Here is a 14555-nt window from a genome sequence, read left to right as displayed (position 1 = left end):
GACCACAAGAGGCGGGTGTTGGCCTGGCGCATGGGGCAAATTTGTGGGAAATCGCCGCTTCACGGTCTGCAAGATGTTCGCGCTGGATAACCGGGTGCCGTTCATCCTGTCGGTGCGACCGTTCGGCGGCGCCTGACGCCAGGCTCAAAACAGCGCCATGCTCAACTTACGACGGTACTGGTCAACCACCGGATTGGCGGCGTGCACCTCGACCTTGCCGGCAATTTCCAGCTTTGGTTTGCCGTCGGGGGACGACCCCGTGGCCGCTGTGGCCTTGGGGGGGATGGGCTTGGGCTGCGGCTTGCTCATCACTTCCAGAATGGCGACGTAGGTCTTGCGGGCCATTTCGTCGTTCCACGCCTTGTCGCGCATGATGATTTCCAGCAGTTCGTCCATGGCTTCGGTGAAGCGGCCGGCGGCGAAGAAGAGTTGTGCCAGTTCGAATCGGGCGGCAAAGTCGCGCTTGTTGGCGGTGATGGCTTCGGCCAGTTCGCTGGGGGCACGGCCCTGACGCGCTGCAGCAAACGCGTCGATGAAACGGCCAAAGGCGGTGACGCGTTGTTCGGCCAAGGGGCCCGTGGCACGGCTGGCCACCGGGGCAAAGATGGCCTGGGCGGCATCCAGTGCCCCTTCTTCCAGCAAGAGCTTGATCAGGTCGAAGCGCGCTTCATCATTGCTGGGGTCCTTGGCCAGGGCGTCTTCCAGCAGGGCCAGGGCCGATTCGGTGTCCCCCTCTTCGACGGCGTGCTCGGCTTCCAGCATCTCCACTTCAGACTGGATTTCGCCTTCTCCGGGGACGTGCTTGTCCAGAAACTCGCGGATCTTTTCAGGGGGCAGCACGCCCACGAACCCGTCCACCGGCTGGCCGCCCTTGAACATCACGCAAAACGGAATCGAGCGCACGCCGAACATCTGCGACAGCTGGCCGGCAATCTCTTGCTGCTCGTCTGCGTTCACCTTGGCGAGCACGAAGCGGCCGGCGTACTCTTCTTCCAGCTTCTCCAGGACAGGGCCCAGTGCCTTGCAGGGGCCGCACCATTCCGCCCAGATGTCGAGCAGCACGGGTTGCTGCAGCGAGGCGCGGATCAGGTCGGATTCGAAGTTTTCGAGGGTGATGTCGATCATGTTTGTCAGATCTTCCGTGGAATGCGCAGATTCTGCCGGGCTCGGCTTGGGGGAACGCCTAAAATTCGGGTTTTGACGAAACGAGGATGAGCCGTGAGCAGCGCGACAGGTAAAGAAGGTGTGAAGGTTGGCGTCGTGATGGGTTCCAGCAGCGACTGGGACGTCATGCGCCATGCTGCCGACATTCTGACCGAGTTCGGTGTGTCGTTCGAGGCTCAGGTGGTCTCGGCGCATCGCATGCCCGATGACATGTTCCGCTATGCCGAGGTCGCCGCCGATCGAGGTCTGGTGGCCATCATCGCGGGTGCTGGCGGTGCGGCCCACTTGCCGGGCATGCTGGCGGCCAAGACCACGGTGCCCGTGCTGGGCGTGCCTGTGCCGTCTCGCCACCTGCAAGGGGTGGACTCCTTGCACTCCATCGTTCAGATGCCCAAGGGCATTCCGGTGGCAACCTTTGCCATCGGCACGGCCGGTGCCGGCAATGCCGCGCTGTTTGCCGTGGCGATGCTGGCCAACGCTGACCCGGCTCTGCGCGCCAAGCTGGACGCCTTCCGTGCGCGCCAGACCGAAGTGGCGCGCGCCATGACCAATGACCTGACCATGGATGCCAAGGCATGACCGTTCGCAACAATGTGATCCTGCCCGGCGCCACGCTGGGGGTGATGGGGGGCGGTCAACTGGGCCGCATGTTCGTGCAGGCCGCCCAGGCCATGGGCTATCGCACGGCGGTGCTGGATGCCGATGCCAGCAGTCCGGCAGGCTTGGTGTCGCACGTGCACATCCGCACGGCCTACCTGGATGACGCTGGTCTGACGGACTTGGCGCAACTGTCAGCCGCCGTCACCACTGAATTTGAAAACGTACCGGCACAGGCATTGGACAAGCTGGCCGAAACCCGTCCGGTGGCGCCGGCCGGGGCGGCGGTGGCCATTTGCCAGGATCGTGCACGAGAGAAAGCCCATTTCGTGTCGTGCGGGGTGGATTGCGCACCTCACGCCATCATCGAAACGCCCGAGCAACTGGCTGCGGTGAGCGATGACTTGCTGCCAGGCATCCTCAAAACCGCGCGCCTGGGCTACGACGGCAAGGGCCAGATCCGCGTCAAGACTCGTACCGAATTGAACGCCGCTTGGGACGAGCTGCAGCGCGTGGGCTGTGTGCTGGAAAAGATGCTGCCCCTGGCGTATGAGGTCAGCGTCATCGTGGCACGCAGCCAGGATGGTCAAGTCGTGCATTTCCCGCTGCAGCAAAACCTGCATCGCGACGGGATTCTGGCGGTGACCACGGTGCCTGCTCCCAACGTGACCGAGGCCGTGTCACAGCAGGCGTATGCCGCGGCGCACCAGATTGCCGCATCCATGCAGTATGTGGGCGTGTTGTGCATCGAGTTTTTCGTGCTCCAGGATGGCCGCATCGTCGCCAACGAGATGGCGCCGCGCCCCCACAACTCCGGACACCACACCATTGATGCGTGTGATGTGTCCCAGTTCGAATTGCAAGTGCGCGCCATGACCGGCCTGCCGCTGGTCGAGCCCGTGCTGCACAGCCCGTGCCTGATGCTCAACCTGTTGGGTGACCTGTGGTTCCCCGATGGCGCCACCGAACAGGTCGAGCCCGATTGGGCGGGCGTGCTGGCCTTGAGCGGCACGCACCTGCACCTGTATGGCAAGACCGAGGCCCGCAAGGCCCGCAAAATGGGGCACCTGACGGTGACCGGCACCACGGCCGACGCCGCGCGTGATACGGCCTTGAAGGCCGCGGCCATTTTGGGCATTGCGCTCTTCTGACGAGGGACGCCCGCTGACCATGCGCTTGCTGGACCCCCACACGCAACCCGACGCCATCGAGCAGGCCGCGCAGCGCCTGGCCGATGGCGGCTTGCTGGCGCTGCCAACCGAGACCGTTTATGGGCTGGGTGCGCGGGCGGACGACGATGCGGCTGTGGCGCGCATTTTTGCGGCGAAGGGCCGCCCTGCGGACCACCCGTTGATCGTGCACGTGGCCAGCCAGGCTGCTGCCATGTACTTCGTGGCGAGCTTCCCGCCTGTCGCGCAGCGTTTGGCAGCAGCTTTTTGGCCCGGCCCGCTGACGGTGATCGTGCCGCGCCATCCGGACATGGCCCGCGCAGCGGCTGGCGGGCACGACACGATCGGGCTGCGCTGTCCGGATCACCCTGTGGCCCGAGCGCTGCTGGACGCGTGTGCGCAGCGTGACGTTTTGGGGGTGGCTGCGCCCAGTGCCAACCGATTTGGTCGCATCAGCCCGACGCAGGCCGCGCATGTGGTCGAAGAATTTGACGGGCGTGGCGAGGGGTTGGACGAAGTCTGGGTGCTGGATGGCGGAGCCTGCGACGTGGGGATCGAGTCCACCATCATTGACTGCTCTCGCGGACACCCGGTGCTGTTGCGCCCTGGCAAGCTGACCTTGGCCGAGATCGAGGCCGTGGCGGGTGAGCCCGTGCAGTGGTCACGGCCGGAGGCGCCAGACCCCCATGCTCCCAAAGCCTCGGGGACCTTGTTGTCGCACTATGCGCCCCGTGCGCGGGTGCGCCTGATGACGGACGAGCAGTTGGCGGCCGCCCTGGATCTGATTGAGCCGGAGTTGAGCGCCGCAGCAGTCAAGGGCGCACACAAGGCGCCCAAGATTGCGGTGTATTCGCGCAGTTTGTGGGCGCACCGTCCGCCACATCCGGGCGTAGTGCATTTGTCCATGCCCGGCGACGCAGCGACTGCTGCGCACGATCTGTTCGCGGATTTGCGCGAACTGGATGCCACCGGGGTGGAGTTGATTTGGGTGGAGACGCCGCCTGCCGATCCGGCATGGGACGGCGTCCGGGATCGACTCCATCGAGCGGCGGCGTGAGTTGCCTCTCGGCATAACCTATCTTTACATGGCAGACTCGGGGGCGCAGCAAGCTCGATTTATGCTTGCGGCCTGTCAGCCTTGACCGTTTTTCGGAGAGTTCATGTCTCGCAACGTTGCTTCTTCCACGACTGTGGCCCTTCGCCGTATCGGCCTGGTGGCGTTGGCCTGCTCGGCCGTGTTCCTGCAAGCCTGTGGTGGTGGCAGCCGTGCGAAGTCTTATGAGCCAACCCGCATCGTTTCCTTTGGCGATGAAAACAGCGTGCTGGACAGCTATTCCGGATCGTTGACGGATGCCTCTGGCGCCGCAGCAACTTTGTATGGCTTGACCTATTCGGCCAACTACACATTGACCACGGCCTCGGTGACCTGTCAGGTCAGTGGATCAGATCCGGCAACGGGCAAATTCTGTGCGAGTAGCGCAACCTTGGACGGCGGGACGACGGCGACTTTTGATGCGCCCTCTTACACGATCTACAACACCACCGACTATCCGAGTACGGTCAATGCGTGGGAGTTGGGGTCCGGCACAGTGAATGGTGATACGGTTGCTTTGAAGCGTACGACCTCCACGACCTACTACTGCAACACGGCCTCTTTGTGGATCCAGTCGTTGGCGCTGTCGTTCGGCAAGGGTTATCGCAGCGAGTGTCCGCTGACCTCGTACTCCGGGGCTGAAACCTATGCCGAGGCGGGGGCCAAGGTGGCCGATGTCGCCACGCAGGTCGACAACCATTTGAGCGAATTGGGCAGTGGCGTGATGGTCACCATCATGGCGGGGCAGAATGACATTCTGGAGTTGTATGCCCAGGTGAAGTCCAATGCCCTCACCTTGGCGCAAGCTCAAACCGTCGCGCAAGAGCGTGCCGACGCATTGGCTGTGGTCGTGAAGAAGGTCATTGCAACGGGCGCCAAAGTGGTCTTGGCTTTGACACCGGACTTGGGTGAGTCGCCTCTGGCCTACACCACCGGAGAAAATCGCACGGCGCTGGCGGCCTTGACCAAGTCTTTCAATGATCAGGTTTACATCACGCGTTTGGGTGAAGAGTCTGGTCGTAATTTGGCTGGGGTGAACCCCGTTAGCCTGACAAACATCACGACACGTAGCACCAGCTATGTGTATGAAAAGCCACTGTGCAACACCGCGACGACCAACACTGCAACGCGCCCTGATGGCACCACGGTGAGCATCACCCCCGACGTGTCCAATGGTTTTGGCCGTGAGTTGACCAAGTTCTGCACGGCGTCGACCTATGTCACCGATGGCAGCTTGTCGACCTACATGTGGGCTGACTTGGTGCGCTTTGCGCCTGCGGCGCATGCTTTGATCGGCTCGACGGCCGCCACGCGTGCCGCCAATCAGTTCTGATTGCTACCGCCATAGCGAATCCGCATCACCAGAATCGCTGAGGCCAGCGAGAGGGTGATGCTGTTGGCGATCGCGATAGGCCACGAGTTCATCGCGACACCATATGCCAGCCACAGTGCCACGCCACAGGTGAATGCGCTGTACATCCCCACGGAGATCCCGTCGACATGGCGGGTCCGAAAAATCAGCCAGGCCTGAGGGATGAACGATCCCGTGGTCAGGATGGCGGCCACGGTGCCCACCCATTCAATGGTCTCAGGGTGCAGGGGGAGCAGGTCACGTAAGGTCATGCGGTCTCAGTTCGGAAGATCTTGTCTGGCCCAGTTCAGGATGGCTTCCATCACGGGGCGAATGGCTTCGTTGCGCGGGTATTGCACCACAGCCACCACCACCTGCCGACGCCCGCTCTGTCCATCGACATAGCCGCCCAGGGCGCTGACGCCATCCAGTGAGCCTGTTTTGATGTGTGCGTAGCCTGCGGCACCCTGCCACCGTTTTGTGGTGCCATCCACGCTGGTGATGGGCAAGGACGCCATCAATTCCGGCATGACGGGACTGCGCCACAAAACCTGCAGCCATTCGCCCAGGCACATGGCTGATGTGCGCTCCATGCGGGACAGGCCCGAGCCGTTGTCTAGAACCAGGGCTTCGTCGTCACACGGGGTGTGACTTGCGGCATGGGTGGTCGCTTGCCGGACCACCGCACTCACGCGTGTACGTGCCGCATCCAGTGTGGCGGGGCTCGGTGTTGACGTGCTGTCCGTGCCGGTCGGCAGCGGCGCGGTGGCCTGCGTCAGGAATAACTGACGCGCCATCACGTTGTTGCTGAATTTGTTGATGTCACGGACGATCGAGCCCAATGGGGGCGATCTCCAGCGTTGCCACACGGCGGCCTCCTCGGGCCATGAGCCATCTCTGATCTGGCCTTTCAGCGTGCCTCCCGCTTGGCGCCACGCGGCGTGCAGGAGGCGTGTGGCCAAGTCTCCCGCGCCATCGCCTTGCCACAGCACGGGCCAGTCTTTTTCTCCGCATGACAGGGGGTAGGGGCCGCGCAACTGGATGGACCAGCGGGACAAGCCTTCCTTGTGCCAGCCTTTGATGGGGACGATGCGCAAATCCATGGCTTCGCGCCAATCGCCGCAGGAGGCCTCTGACTTGATCGTGAGTTGGGTGCGGAGTTCGACACCGTCCAGCGGAGGATCCATGGCCACACGGATTTGACCTGGGCGGCTGGCGTCAGGCACGAAGCGCAGGACCACCGACTGGTGGTTCACCAGCAATGCGTCGGGTCCTGCGTTGTAAGGGCGCAGGGGGCGGCCATCGAACGCTGCCGGGTCGTGCGCAAGTGCCGCCAGCCATTGACGGTCCAGCACGATGTCGCCACGGATCTCGCGCAGGCCGGCTGCGCGCCAGCGGTTCACCATGAGGGACACGTGCTCTTGGAGCAGCGCCGGGTCACCCTGACCTTTGATGTACAGCGAGCCGTTCAGCACGCCGTCGGGGGACAGCGGTCCGCCCAGTGCCGTGTCGGTGGCCCACGTCCACGCAGGGCCCAGCGTCAGCAGGCCTGCGCCGGTGGTGAACAACTTCATCACCGAAGCAAAAGGGCGTGGCGTCGTTGCGAGATGAGCCAGGCGCGGCATTTGGGTGTCGACCGGCCACACCAGCAGAGACAAGGCAGATGGGGCTATGCCGGCGCGTTGCAGTGCATCGGTGATGGGTGCGGGCAGCGTGGCGTCTTGTGCGCGCGAAGCGGGGCTGGCCAGCAAGGCCGCCACACCGAGGGCGCGCAGCAGGGGCAGACAGGAGGACAATCGCAATCGGTGCATGGTCGCCATCATAGAAGGCGACGCAGTCGCTACACTCCCGCCATGTCTTCTTTGCCTGTATTGCTCGCTCTGGATACTGCTACCGATCGCATTCACGCCGCTTTGGCCGTGGGGGATCGCGTGCGGACGTTGGATTTGCCGGGCGGCGCGCAGGCGTCGTCACAACTGCTACCGGCGCTCAAGGGCTTGTTGAGCGAGGTGGGTTTGTCGTGGGCCGACCTCAGTGCCGTGGCATTCGGCAGTGGTCCGGGGGCCTTCACCGGACTGCGTACGGCCTGCTCCATCACGCAAGGTTTGGCCTTGGGGGCAGACTGCCCCGTGATCGTCCTGGACACCTTGATGGCGGTGGCAGAGCATGCACGCCAGCAGGCGCCCCAATGGTGCCCGGACGGGGCCGAGGTTTGGGTGCTGCAGGATGCCCGGATGGACGAGCTCTATGTCGGATCCTTCTGTTGGCAAGGTCAGCAGTGGGTGCCCAGGCAAGCGCCGCAATTGTGGTCGCTGGATGAACCCGCGAGACGATGGGCCATCGGTACCCGTGACGTCCCTGTCCGCCTGTGCGGCAACGCCATGCAGGTCTACCCCGATCGGTTTGCGTTTGCCTCGGCCGAGGGCACAGCGACCTTGGTGCAGCCTGCCATGCCAGCGGGGGCGGCGCTTGCGGCTTTGGCGCAGGCAGCCTGGGCGGACGGGAAGACGGTGGATGTGGCCCTCGCTTTGCCTCGCTATGTGAGAGACAAAGTGGCACAAACCACGGCAGAGCGGCAAGCGGCTGCGCAAGCCCCGCGCTTCGTGGATCGCCCCATGACCGAGGCAGACATTCCGGCGGTCTTGTCCATGGAGCAGGCTGCGTGCCTGCATCCCTCCCACGCGTGGAGCGAGGACAACTATCGGTCATCCATGCGTGCGGGCTATTGGTGTCGCGTTCGGCTGGATGCGGCCTCGCAGCAAATTGTGGCCGTGTGCGTGGCCATGAATGGCGCCGACGAGGTCCATTTGCTCAACATCGCCGTGGACAAGCGCTGGCATGGCCGTGGTGTGGCCCGCGCATTCCTGGGCGTGCTGTACGAGCGTTGTCAGCAGCAGCGCGCCAGTCTGTTGTGGCTGGAGGTTCGCCCCAGCAACACGCCGGCCCGCGCCTTGTACGGTAAAGAAGGGTTCATCGAGGTCGGTGTGCGCAAAGGCTACTACCCCGCGCCCGACGGACGTGAGGATGCCGTGGTCATGCGGCGAGACATTGATCTGGGTGACGGCCGTGCGGTGGAGTGAGCGGCAGCGCGCCATGTTGCGCGAGATGGGCGTGCCACCCTTCTGGCCGGAGGTATCGGCCGATGCGGTCGAAGACGCTGCACCTGTGGCTGCCGCACCGTCGGCCGCGGCCGACGTGCCCGTTGCCCAGCCGGCGCCCGTGTTGAAGGCGGTAGCTCAAGAACGCGTCGCCGCCCCGGTCGTGCCCAAGCGCCCGGTCGAGGCCAAACCCGTTGTGGCCTCTTCGGCTGTGGCGGAATTGGGTGCCCGGCCTGCAGGCATCGAGCAGATGGACTGGCCCGCGTTGCGCGAGGCCGTGGCTGGCTGCCAGGCATGTGGCCTGTGTCAGAGCCGCAGTCAGACGGTTTTTGGTGTGGGCCACCCACAAGCCGATTGGATGATCGTGGGCGAGGCGCCTGGCGAGCAAGAGGACAAGATGGGCGAACCCTTCGTGGGACGTGCCGGTCAGCTGTTGGATCGCATGTTGCATGCGGTGGGGCTGACGCGGGCTGAGGCGCCTGCGGACAAGCAGGTGTTCATTGCCAATGTACTCAAGTGCCGTCCGCCCGCTAACCGCAATCCTTTGCCGCAAGAAGTGGCGCAGTGCGAGCCGTATCTGTTGCGGCAGATGGCGCTGGTGCAGCCCAAAGTGATGGTGGCGATGGGGCGTTTTGCGGTGCAGTCGCTGCTCAAATCCACCGAGCCGATTGGGCGCTTGCGTGGCCGTGTCCACCACGTTCAAGGCATTCCAGTGGTGGTGACCTACCACCCCGCCTATCTGCTTCGCAACCCGGCGGACAAAGCTCTGGCTTGGGATGACCTGTGCCTGGCGCGAGAGGTTTTGCAGCAGCGGACTTAACCGCCCAGGTAACGCTGCCGGCGGAACCACCACACCAGCCCGACGACCACGGCGCCCATCAGCATCATGGCCACCCAGAAGCCCGGGGCCGTGTGGATGAGTGGCATGGCGTCGAAGTTCATGCCGAACACGCCGGTGATGAGGTTGAGCGGCAGGAACACGGCGGTCAACACCGTCAGGGTGCGCATGATGTCGTTGGTTCGGCTGCCCTGTAGCGAAAAGTGCATCTGCACCGCGCTTTCTGAGGAGGACTCCAGCCGCCGGACATGATTGAGCACGCGCTCGATGTGTTCCTGTACGTCACGTGAGCGCACGCGCAACACCTCGCGTTCGCGGGCTGCCTGCGGGTCGGTCGGCACGGGCCATTCGTCCAATGCGTCCATCCACTCTTGCAAGGCGCTGTGTTGGTCTTCACAGGTGTCTTCCAGCAGGTGCAGGGTGTTGCGTGATTCGAGCAGTGCCTGCCAGTGCCGGAACTGTTCGTTGTTGCGCAGCATGTCCTGTTGCAGGTAGCCCAATTGGCGGGTGAGCAGTCGACGCAGGTCCAGGTAGCTGTCCACCATGTGGTTGACGATGCGCAGCATCAAGTCCGCCGGGCTGGGCGGCAGGCGTGATGGGCCTCGCCCTTCGGTGCGATGCAGGTGCCCTATGCCGTGCGGGTCGTGAAGCCCATGAAGACCTTGTTCATGGATGAGGGCGGCATCGGCACTCAGGTGGTCATCTTCCTCGTCTTGGGGGGGGGGCGAGGGCGATGCCTCCATCTCGGGCGGGACCGACATGCCGTGCTCGGCCGGGCCGCTGGTCATGAGGCTCAGGCGGGTCTCAAAGAAATCCCGTACCGAACAGTCTGCGGGGTGCACGGTCAGCAGCACCCGGTCAAACAAGGCAAACCCGACCGGACTGGTGTCGATGGCGGCCAGCGCCTGGCGGGCACTGGACGCCGTGCCGTGCTCGTCATCCAGAAAGAGGTGGGCCGTGCCCGGGCCCGCTGCCAGCCGGCGAAACACCAGCAGGTCGTACCACGAGGTGTAGTCGTATTGCGAGGGCAGTTGTGGGTTCAGCAAGTCGGAGATGTGCAGATCCACCAGGCTGCCGCCGGCCAAGCGGGCGAGATGGCGCTGCACCTGTGTCAGTTGCACCTCAAAGACCCGCCGACTGCAGGTCACCCACAGAAAGCCCTGAGGGGGGAGGCTGGTCGGCCATTCTTCCAGCTCGGTGAAACGATCGTTGATCAGGAAAAAGCGCACAGCAACCCCAGTGCAGACGACGGATCCGCAGCTTAACCTTGACGCAGCTTCTCGGCCGCGTCCAGCGCAAAGTAGGTGAGGATGCCGTCAGCACCTGCACGCTTGAACGCCAGCAAGGCTTCCATCATGCACGCGTCGTGGTCCAGCCAGCCGTTTTGCGCGGCTGCCTTGATCATGGCGTATTCGCCGCTGACCTGGTAGGCGAAGGTGGGCACCTTGAACTCGTCCTTCACGCGACGCACGATGTCCAGGTAGGGCATGCCGGGCTTGACCATCACCATGTCGGCACCTTCGGCGATGTCCATGGCCACCTCACGCAGCGCTTCATCGGTGTTGGCTGGGTCCATCTGGTAGACCTTCTTGTTGCTCTTGCCCAGATTGGCTGCCGAACCCACGGCATCGCGGAAGGGGCCGTAGAACGCGCTGGCGTACTTGGCGCTGTAGGCCATGATCCGGGTGTAGATCAGGTTCTGCGATTCCAGCGCCTGGCGGATGGCGCCGATGCGGCCGTCCATCATGTCCGATGGCGCCACGATGTCGACACCTGCTTCGGCCTGCGTCAGGGCCTGACGGGTCAGCACCGCCACGGTCTCGTCGTTGAGGATGTAGCCGGTGTCGTCGAGCAGGCCGTCCTGGCCGTGGGTGGTGTAGGGGTCGAGCGCCACGTCGGTCATCACGCCCAGTTCCGGAAAGCGCTTTTTCAGCTCGCGAACGGTTTGGGGCACCAGACCCTCCGGGTTGGCGGCTTCGGCACCATCGGGTGTTTTGCGCGCGCCATCAATCACCGGGAACAGGGCCAGCACGGGCACGCCCAGCGCCAGGCAGCGTTCGGCGGTACGGTACAAGGCACTGCGGCCCAAGCGTTCGACACCGGGCATCGAGCCCACGGCTTGCGTGCCTTCGTCCTGATCCAGGATGAAGACGGGGTAAATCAGGTCAGCTGCGGTCAGGACGTGTTCGCGGACCAGGCGACGGGAAAACTCGTCTTTGCGCAGGCGACGGGGACGGTGTTGGGGGAAGTGTTGCGAGAACATCATGGTGACGCCAGGTCCGATTTTGTGAAGTAATGCAAATGTGAACGGAAAACCGCTTCATCACGGTTTTTTGCAGGATACGGAGGCGTGCACCTCTGTGGAATCCCGCCTATAATTCACCTTGAATGATACGCCGCAAGGCCTCATTCCCTGCTTTTCCTCCCTGAGCAGGTGCCTTACGTGATGACAGCGTTAAGGCTTCATAGCCCCGGCCAATGCCGGGGCTCTTTTTTTGTCTGTGCGATTTGATCCACCCCATGGGCAAGGTCTGCATTTCCGTGCAGGGGCTGGCCATAATCCGGGCATGAGCAACGCCTATCTTTGGGTCAAGGCCCTTCACATCATCTTCGTGGCCAGCTGGTTTGCAGGCCTGTTCTACCTGCCGCGGTTGTTTGTGAACTTGGCCATGGTGCCAGCAGACAGCCACGCCGAGCGTGAGCGTTTGCTGCTCATGGCACGCAAGCTCTACCGTTTCAGCACCATCCTCATGGTGCCGGCACTGGTGTTTGGCTTGTTGTTGTGGCTGTATTTCGGCATCGGGAAGGGCCCGGGGCAGATCTGGTTGCACATCAAGCTGACCCTGGTGGTGGGGGTGATCGGCTACCACCATGTGTGTCGGCGTATCCTGACCCAGTTCGAGGGACTGCAAAATCGCCGTAGCCACAAGTGGTTCCGCTGGTTCAACGAAGTGACGGTCTTGCTGTTTGCCGTCATCGTGTGTCTGGTGGTCCTCAAGCCGACGTTGGGATAAGTCTGCCGCATGGCTGAGCACCGCAGTTCCGCCTGGCCCCTGACGTGGGTCGCTGTGGCGCTCATTGTGTATGCCACGCTGCATCCGTGGAGCGGCTGGCATTGGCCTGACCGACAAGTGTTCAGTTGGGTGCTGCCCAAACTGCACCAAGAAATCGTCAGTGATCTGGTCGCCAACATCCTGGGGTACTTGCCCTTCGGGATGATTCTGTGCCTGGCATGGCTGCGCAGCGGGTACTCCGTGACGTCGGCGGTGTTGCGCACCGTGCTGATCGGTGCGGGCATGTCATACACCCTCGAACTCATTCAGTACACCGTACCCGGGCGAGTGCCGTCAATTTCCGACTGGGTCCTCAACACATTGGGGATGGCGTGGGGGACGCTGGCGGCGGTCACCATTCAGGCCTTGGGTGTGGTTGACTGGTGGCATCGCTTGCGCCAGAAGTGGTTCATCACGCAGGCAGGGCATGGGCTGGCATTGCTGTGGATGTGGCCGCTAGGGCTGCTGTTTCCGCCGCCCTTGCCGCTGGGTGAGGGGCAGTTGCTGTCCCACTTGCGGGTGGGACTTGTCGAGTTGACGTCCGGCACGCCGTTGCAGGCCTGGCTGTTGCCTGAGGATCCTTTGCGCTTGTGGGCCTCCATTCATTCGGCCGTCGTGTCGTCCAGTTGGCTGCCGATGGTCGAGGCGCTGACCGTTGCTGCCGGCATGCTGGCCCCCTTGTGTCTGGCTTGTGCGCTGGCGCGCCCTCGGACCTTGCGGGTGGCGCTGCTCAGTGCCCTGGTCTTGCTCGGGATGGGTGTGACCGCACTGTCGACGGCACTGAACTTCGGCCCTGAGCACGCACTCAGTTGGGTGACCTTGCCCAGCAGCTTTGGCATGTTGCTGGGGGCCATGTGCGGCATGTTGCTGGTGGATCGCTCTCGCACGGCTTGCGCGGCGTTGGGGGTGATGGTGTTGCTGGCGCTGATCGGGCTGATTCATCTGGCGCCCCCTGATCCCTACTACGCGCAGACCCTGCAGGCGTGGGAGCACGGCAGATTCATCCGATTCCACGGGTTATCCCGCTGGTTTGGGGTGCTCTGGCCCTATGTTGCGCTGCTTTGGCTGCTGGGGCGATTGACCGCACGTGATCTCACTCAAGTCTCGGATCAGGGGGGAACCTAAAATGGCGCCATGAGTTATTACCAGCGCCACATTTTCTTCTGTCTGAATCAACGCATCAACGGCGAAGCCAGTTGCGGCGATCATGACGCGAAGGCGGCCTTCGACCATTGCAAGAACCGGATCAAGGATGCCGGGTTGTCTGGCAGGGGACAGGTGCGCGTCAACAAGGCAGGGTGTCTCGATCGGTGTGCCGGTGGGCCGGTAGCGGTTGTGTACCCTGAGGGCACTTGGTACACATTTGTGGACCAGGCTGACATTGACGAAATCGTGGATCGTCATCTGATCAAAGGTGAAGTTGTGGCGCGCCTGGTTTTGCCGGACGACGTTGGCCGCTGAGGAGCATCATGATCGGACGCCCTGCATCAACCCTCATTGATGGCCCGGCCGGCCACATCGAAGTGGTGGTCGAAGAGCCTGCAGCCAAGCCGTTGGGGTTGGCTGTGGTGGCGCACCCGAATCCGCAGATGGGCGGCACGATGGACAACAAAGTCGTGCACACCATCTGTCGGGCGTTCGTTCTGGCTGGCTGGCGCGCCGTCCGCTTCAACTTCCGCGGCGTAGGACGCTCGGAGGGCGAGTGGGATGAGGGGCGTGGAGAAACCATGGATCTGCTGGCGGTGGTGGGGCATCACCTGAGTGATCCTGACATGGTGGGGCACCCTCTTGCATTGGCTGGCTTTTCGTTTGGCGGAGCCATGGCTGCGCAAGCCTGCGCGCGCCTGACGGAGGTCGCGGCCTTGCGCCCCGGAGTGGTGGCGCCATCCGAGTTGGTGCTGATCAGCCCGGCCGTGAGCCGGTTTGACGTGCCCGTCGTGCCGCAGCACACCTTGATCGTCGAGGGTGAGCAAGACGATGTGGTGCCGCTCACGCACATTCTGGATTGGGCGCGGCCGCAAGGCCTGCCTGTGACGGTGGTACCCGGGACGGGGCATTTCTTCCACGGTCAGCTACCACGTTTGCGAGAAATCGTGTTGCGCCATCTGCGCGGTGTGGCGGAGTGACCTTTCCGGGGTGACGGAATTCAGTCCCCGGGACTTGTAAATGGGGTTGGATGCCCCATATTGCGC

General features: G+C 63.3%; 15 protein-coding genes. 10 read left to right on the top strand and 5 right to left on the bottom strand.

Annotation, left to right across the window (positions count from 1 at the left end):
• Nucleotides 1–144 precede the first annotated feature (144 nt).
• Nucleotides 145–1125, bottom strand: a complete 981-nt coding sequence (locus tag ACOYNB_RS09205) for a tetratricopeptide repeat protein (protein ID WP_422838792.1) — start codon at nt 1123–1125, stop codon at nt 145–147.
• Between the two features lie 93 nt (nt 1126–1218).
• Between ACOYNB_RS09205 and purE the strand changes: the two genes are divergently transcribed.
• From purE to ACOYNB_RS09185, 4 genes are all read left to right on the top strand, one after another.
• Nucleotides 1219–1743: a 5-(carboxyamino)imidazole ribonucleotide mutase gene (purE, locus tag ACOYNB_RS09200; RefSeq protein WP_422838791.1), complete on the top strand. Its 525-nt coding sequence runs from the start codon at nt 1219–1221 to the stop codon at nt 1741–1743.
• Nucleotides 1740–2912: a 5-(carboxyamino)imidazole ribonucleotide synthase gene (locus ACOYNB_RS09195; protein ID WP_422838790.1), complete on the top strand. Its 1173-nt coding sequence runs from the start codon at nt 1740–1742 to the stop codon at nt 2910–2912. Before purE ends, ACOYNB_RS09195 begins: the two co-directional genes overlap by 4 nt.
• A 19-nt stretch (nt 2913–2931) precedes the next feature.
• Nucleotides 2932–3987 carry an L-threonylcarbamoyladenylate synthase gene (locus ACOYNB_RS09190; RefSeq protein WP_422838817.1) on the top strand — a complete coding sequence of 352 codons (1056 nt, stop codon included), beginning with the start codon at nt 2932–2934 and terminating at the stop codon, nt 3985–3987.
• A gap of 103 nt (nt 3988–4090) precedes the next feature.
• Nucleotides 4091–5356, top strand: coding sequence for a hypothetical protein (locus ACOYNB_RS09185; RefSeq protein ID WP_422838789.1), 1266 nt, complete (start codon nt 4091–4093; stop codon nt 5354–5356).
• Here ACOYNB_RS09185 and ACOYNB_RS09180 read toward each other — a convergent pair.
• Together ACOYNB_RS09180 and dacB are read right to left on the bottom strand one after the other, a co-directional pair.
• Nucleotides 5347–5646 carry a SemiSWEET family sugar transporter gene (locus tag ACOYNB_RS09180; protein ID WP_422838788.1) on the bottom strand — a complete coding sequence of 100 codons (300 nt, stop codon included), beginning with the start codon at nt 5644–5646 and terminating at the stop codon, nt 5347–5349. The two genes, ACOYNB_RS09185 and ACOYNB_RS09180, sit on opposite strands and share 10 nt — an antisense overlap.
• Nucleotides 5647–5652: 6 nt before the next feature.
• Nucleotides 5653–7185 (bottom strand): D-alanyl-D-alanine carboxypeptidase/D-alanyl-D-alanine endopeptidase, encoded by a 1533-nt coding sequence (gene dacB, locus ACOYNB_RS09175; protein WP_422838787.1) that lies wholly within the window; start codon nt 7183–7185, stop codon nt 5653–5655.
• Nucleotides 7186–7227: 42 nt separating this feature from the next.
• Here dacB and tsaB point away from each other — a divergent pair, with 42 nt between their 5' ends.
• A complete protein-coding gene (gene tsaB, locus ACOYNB_RS09170; protein WP_422838786.1) occupies nt 7228–8454 on the top strand; it encodes a tRNA (adenosine(37)-N6)-threonylcarbamoyltransferase complex dimerization subunit type 1 TsaB in 1227 nt (408 codons plus the stop codon).
• Nucleotides 8441–9292: a uracil-DNA glycosylase gene (locus tag ACOYNB_RS09165; protein ID WP_422838785.1), complete on the top strand. Its 852-nt coding sequence runs from the start codon at nt 8441–8443 to the stop codon at nt 9290–9292. Before tsaB ends, ACOYNB_RS09165 begins: the two co-directional genes overlap by 14 nt.
• Here the strand turns inward: ACOYNB_RS09165 and ACOYNB_RS09160 are convergent.
• Nucleotides 9289–10539 carry a magnesium transporter CorA family protein gene (locus tag ACOYNB_RS09160; RefSeq protein ID WP_422838784.1) on the bottom strand — a complete coding sequence of 417 codons (1251 nt, stop codon included), beginning with the start codon at nt 10537–10539 and terminating at the stop codon, nt 9289–9291. The genes ACOYNB_RS09165 and ACOYNB_RS09160 overlap by 4 nt on opposite strands.
• 32 nt (nt 10540–10571) lie before the next feature.
• Complete coding sequence (hemB, locus tag ACOYNB_RS09155; RefSeq protein WP_422838783.1) at nt 10572–11576, bottom strand: porphobilinogen synthase; 1005 nt, start codon at nt 11574–11576, stop codon at nt 10572–10574.
• A gap of 301 nt (nt 11577–11877) precedes the next feature.
• Here hemB and ACOYNB_RS09150 point away from each other — a divergent pair, with 301 nt between their 5' ends.
• Genes ACOYNB_RS09150 through ACOYNB_RS09135 form a run of 4 tightly spaced genes read left to right on the top strand, consistent with a single transcriptional unit; the run spans nt 11878 to nt 14489 of the window.
• Nucleotides 11878–12324, top strand: coding sequence for a CopD family protein (locus tag ACOYNB_RS09150; protein WP_374259076.1), 447 nt, complete (start codon nt 11878–11880; stop codon nt 12322–12324).
• Between the two features lie 9 nt (nt 12325–12333).
• Nucleotides 12334–13488 carry a VanZ family protein gene (locus ACOYNB_RS09145; RefSeq protein WP_422838782.1) on the top strand — a complete coding sequence of 385 codons (1155 nt, stop codon included), beginning with the start codon at nt 12334–12336 and terminating at the stop codon, nt 13486–13488.
• 9 nt (nt 13489–13497) lie between these two features.
• Nucleotides 13498–13824 (top strand): (2Fe-2S) ferredoxin domain-containing protein, encoded by a 327-nt coding sequence (locus tag ACOYNB_RS09140; protein ID WP_422838781.1) that lies wholly within the window; start codon nt 13498–13500, stop codon nt 13822–13824.
• An 8-nt stretch (nt 13825–13832) separates the two neighbouring features.
• Nucleotides 13833–14489 carry an alpha/beta hydrolase gene (locus ACOYNB_RS09135; RefSeq protein ID WP_422838780.1) on the top strand — a complete coding sequence of 219 codons (657 nt, stop codon included), beginning with the start codon at nt 13833–13835 and terminating at the stop codon, nt 14487–14489.
• The last annotated feature ends 66 nt before the right edge of the window (nt 14490–14555 follow it).

This window comes from Aquabacterium sp., assembly GCF_049317225.1.
GTDB lineage: Bacteria > Pseudomonadota > Gammaproteobacteria > Burkholderiales > Burkholderiaceae_C > Aquabacterium.
This window is presented reverse-complemented; position numbering and strand designations above follow the sequence as displayed.

Coding starts and splice junctions, on each gene's coding strand:
- ACOYNB_RS09205 (WP_422838792.1), bottom strand. CDS start 1,125: ATGATCGACATCACCCTCGAAAACTTCGAATCCGACCTGATCCGCGCC.
- dacB (WP_422838787.1), bottom strand. CDS start 7,185: ATGCACCGATTGCGATTGTCCTCCTGTCTGCCCCTGCTGCGCGCCCTC.
- hemB (WP_422838783.1), bottom strand. CDS start 11,576: ATGATGTTCTCGCAACACTTCCCCCAACACCGTCCCCGTCGCCTGCGC.
- ACOYNB_RS09180 (WP_422838788.1), bottom strand. CDS start 5,646: ATGACCTTACGTGACCTGCTCCCCCTGCACCCTGAGACCATTGAATGG.
- ACOYNB_RS09190 (WP_422838817.1), top strand. CDS start 2,932: ATGCGCTTGCTGGACCCCCACACGCAACCCGACGCCATCGAGCAGGCC.
- ACOYNB_RS09185 (WP_422838789.1), top strand. CDS start 4,091: ATGTCTCGCAACGTTGCTTCTTCCACGACTGTGGCCCTTCGCCGTATC.
- ACOYNB_RS09135 (WP_422838780.1), top strand. CDS start 13,833: ATGATCGGACGCCCTGCATCAACCCTCATTGATGGCCCGGCCGGCCAC.
- ACOYNB_RS09195 (WP_422838790.1), top strand. CDS start 1,740: ATGACCGTTCGCAACAATGTGATCCTGCCCGGCGCCACGCTGGGGGTG.
- ACOYNB_RS09150 (WP_374259076.1), top strand. CDS start 11,878: ATGAGCAACGCCTATCTTTGGGTCAAGGCCCTTCACATCATCTTCGTG.
- tsaB (WP_422838786.1), top strand. CDS start 7,228: ATGTCTTCTTTGCCTGTATTGCTCGCTCTGGATACTGCTACCGATCGC.
- ACOYNB_RS09140 (WP_422838781.1), top strand. CDS start 13,498: ATGAGTTATTACCAGCGCCACATTTTCTTCTGTCTGAATCAACGCATC.
- ACOYNB_RS09145 (WP_422838782.1), top strand. CDS start 12,334: ATGGCTGAGCACCGCAGTTCCGCCTGGCCCCTGACGTGGGTCGCTGTG.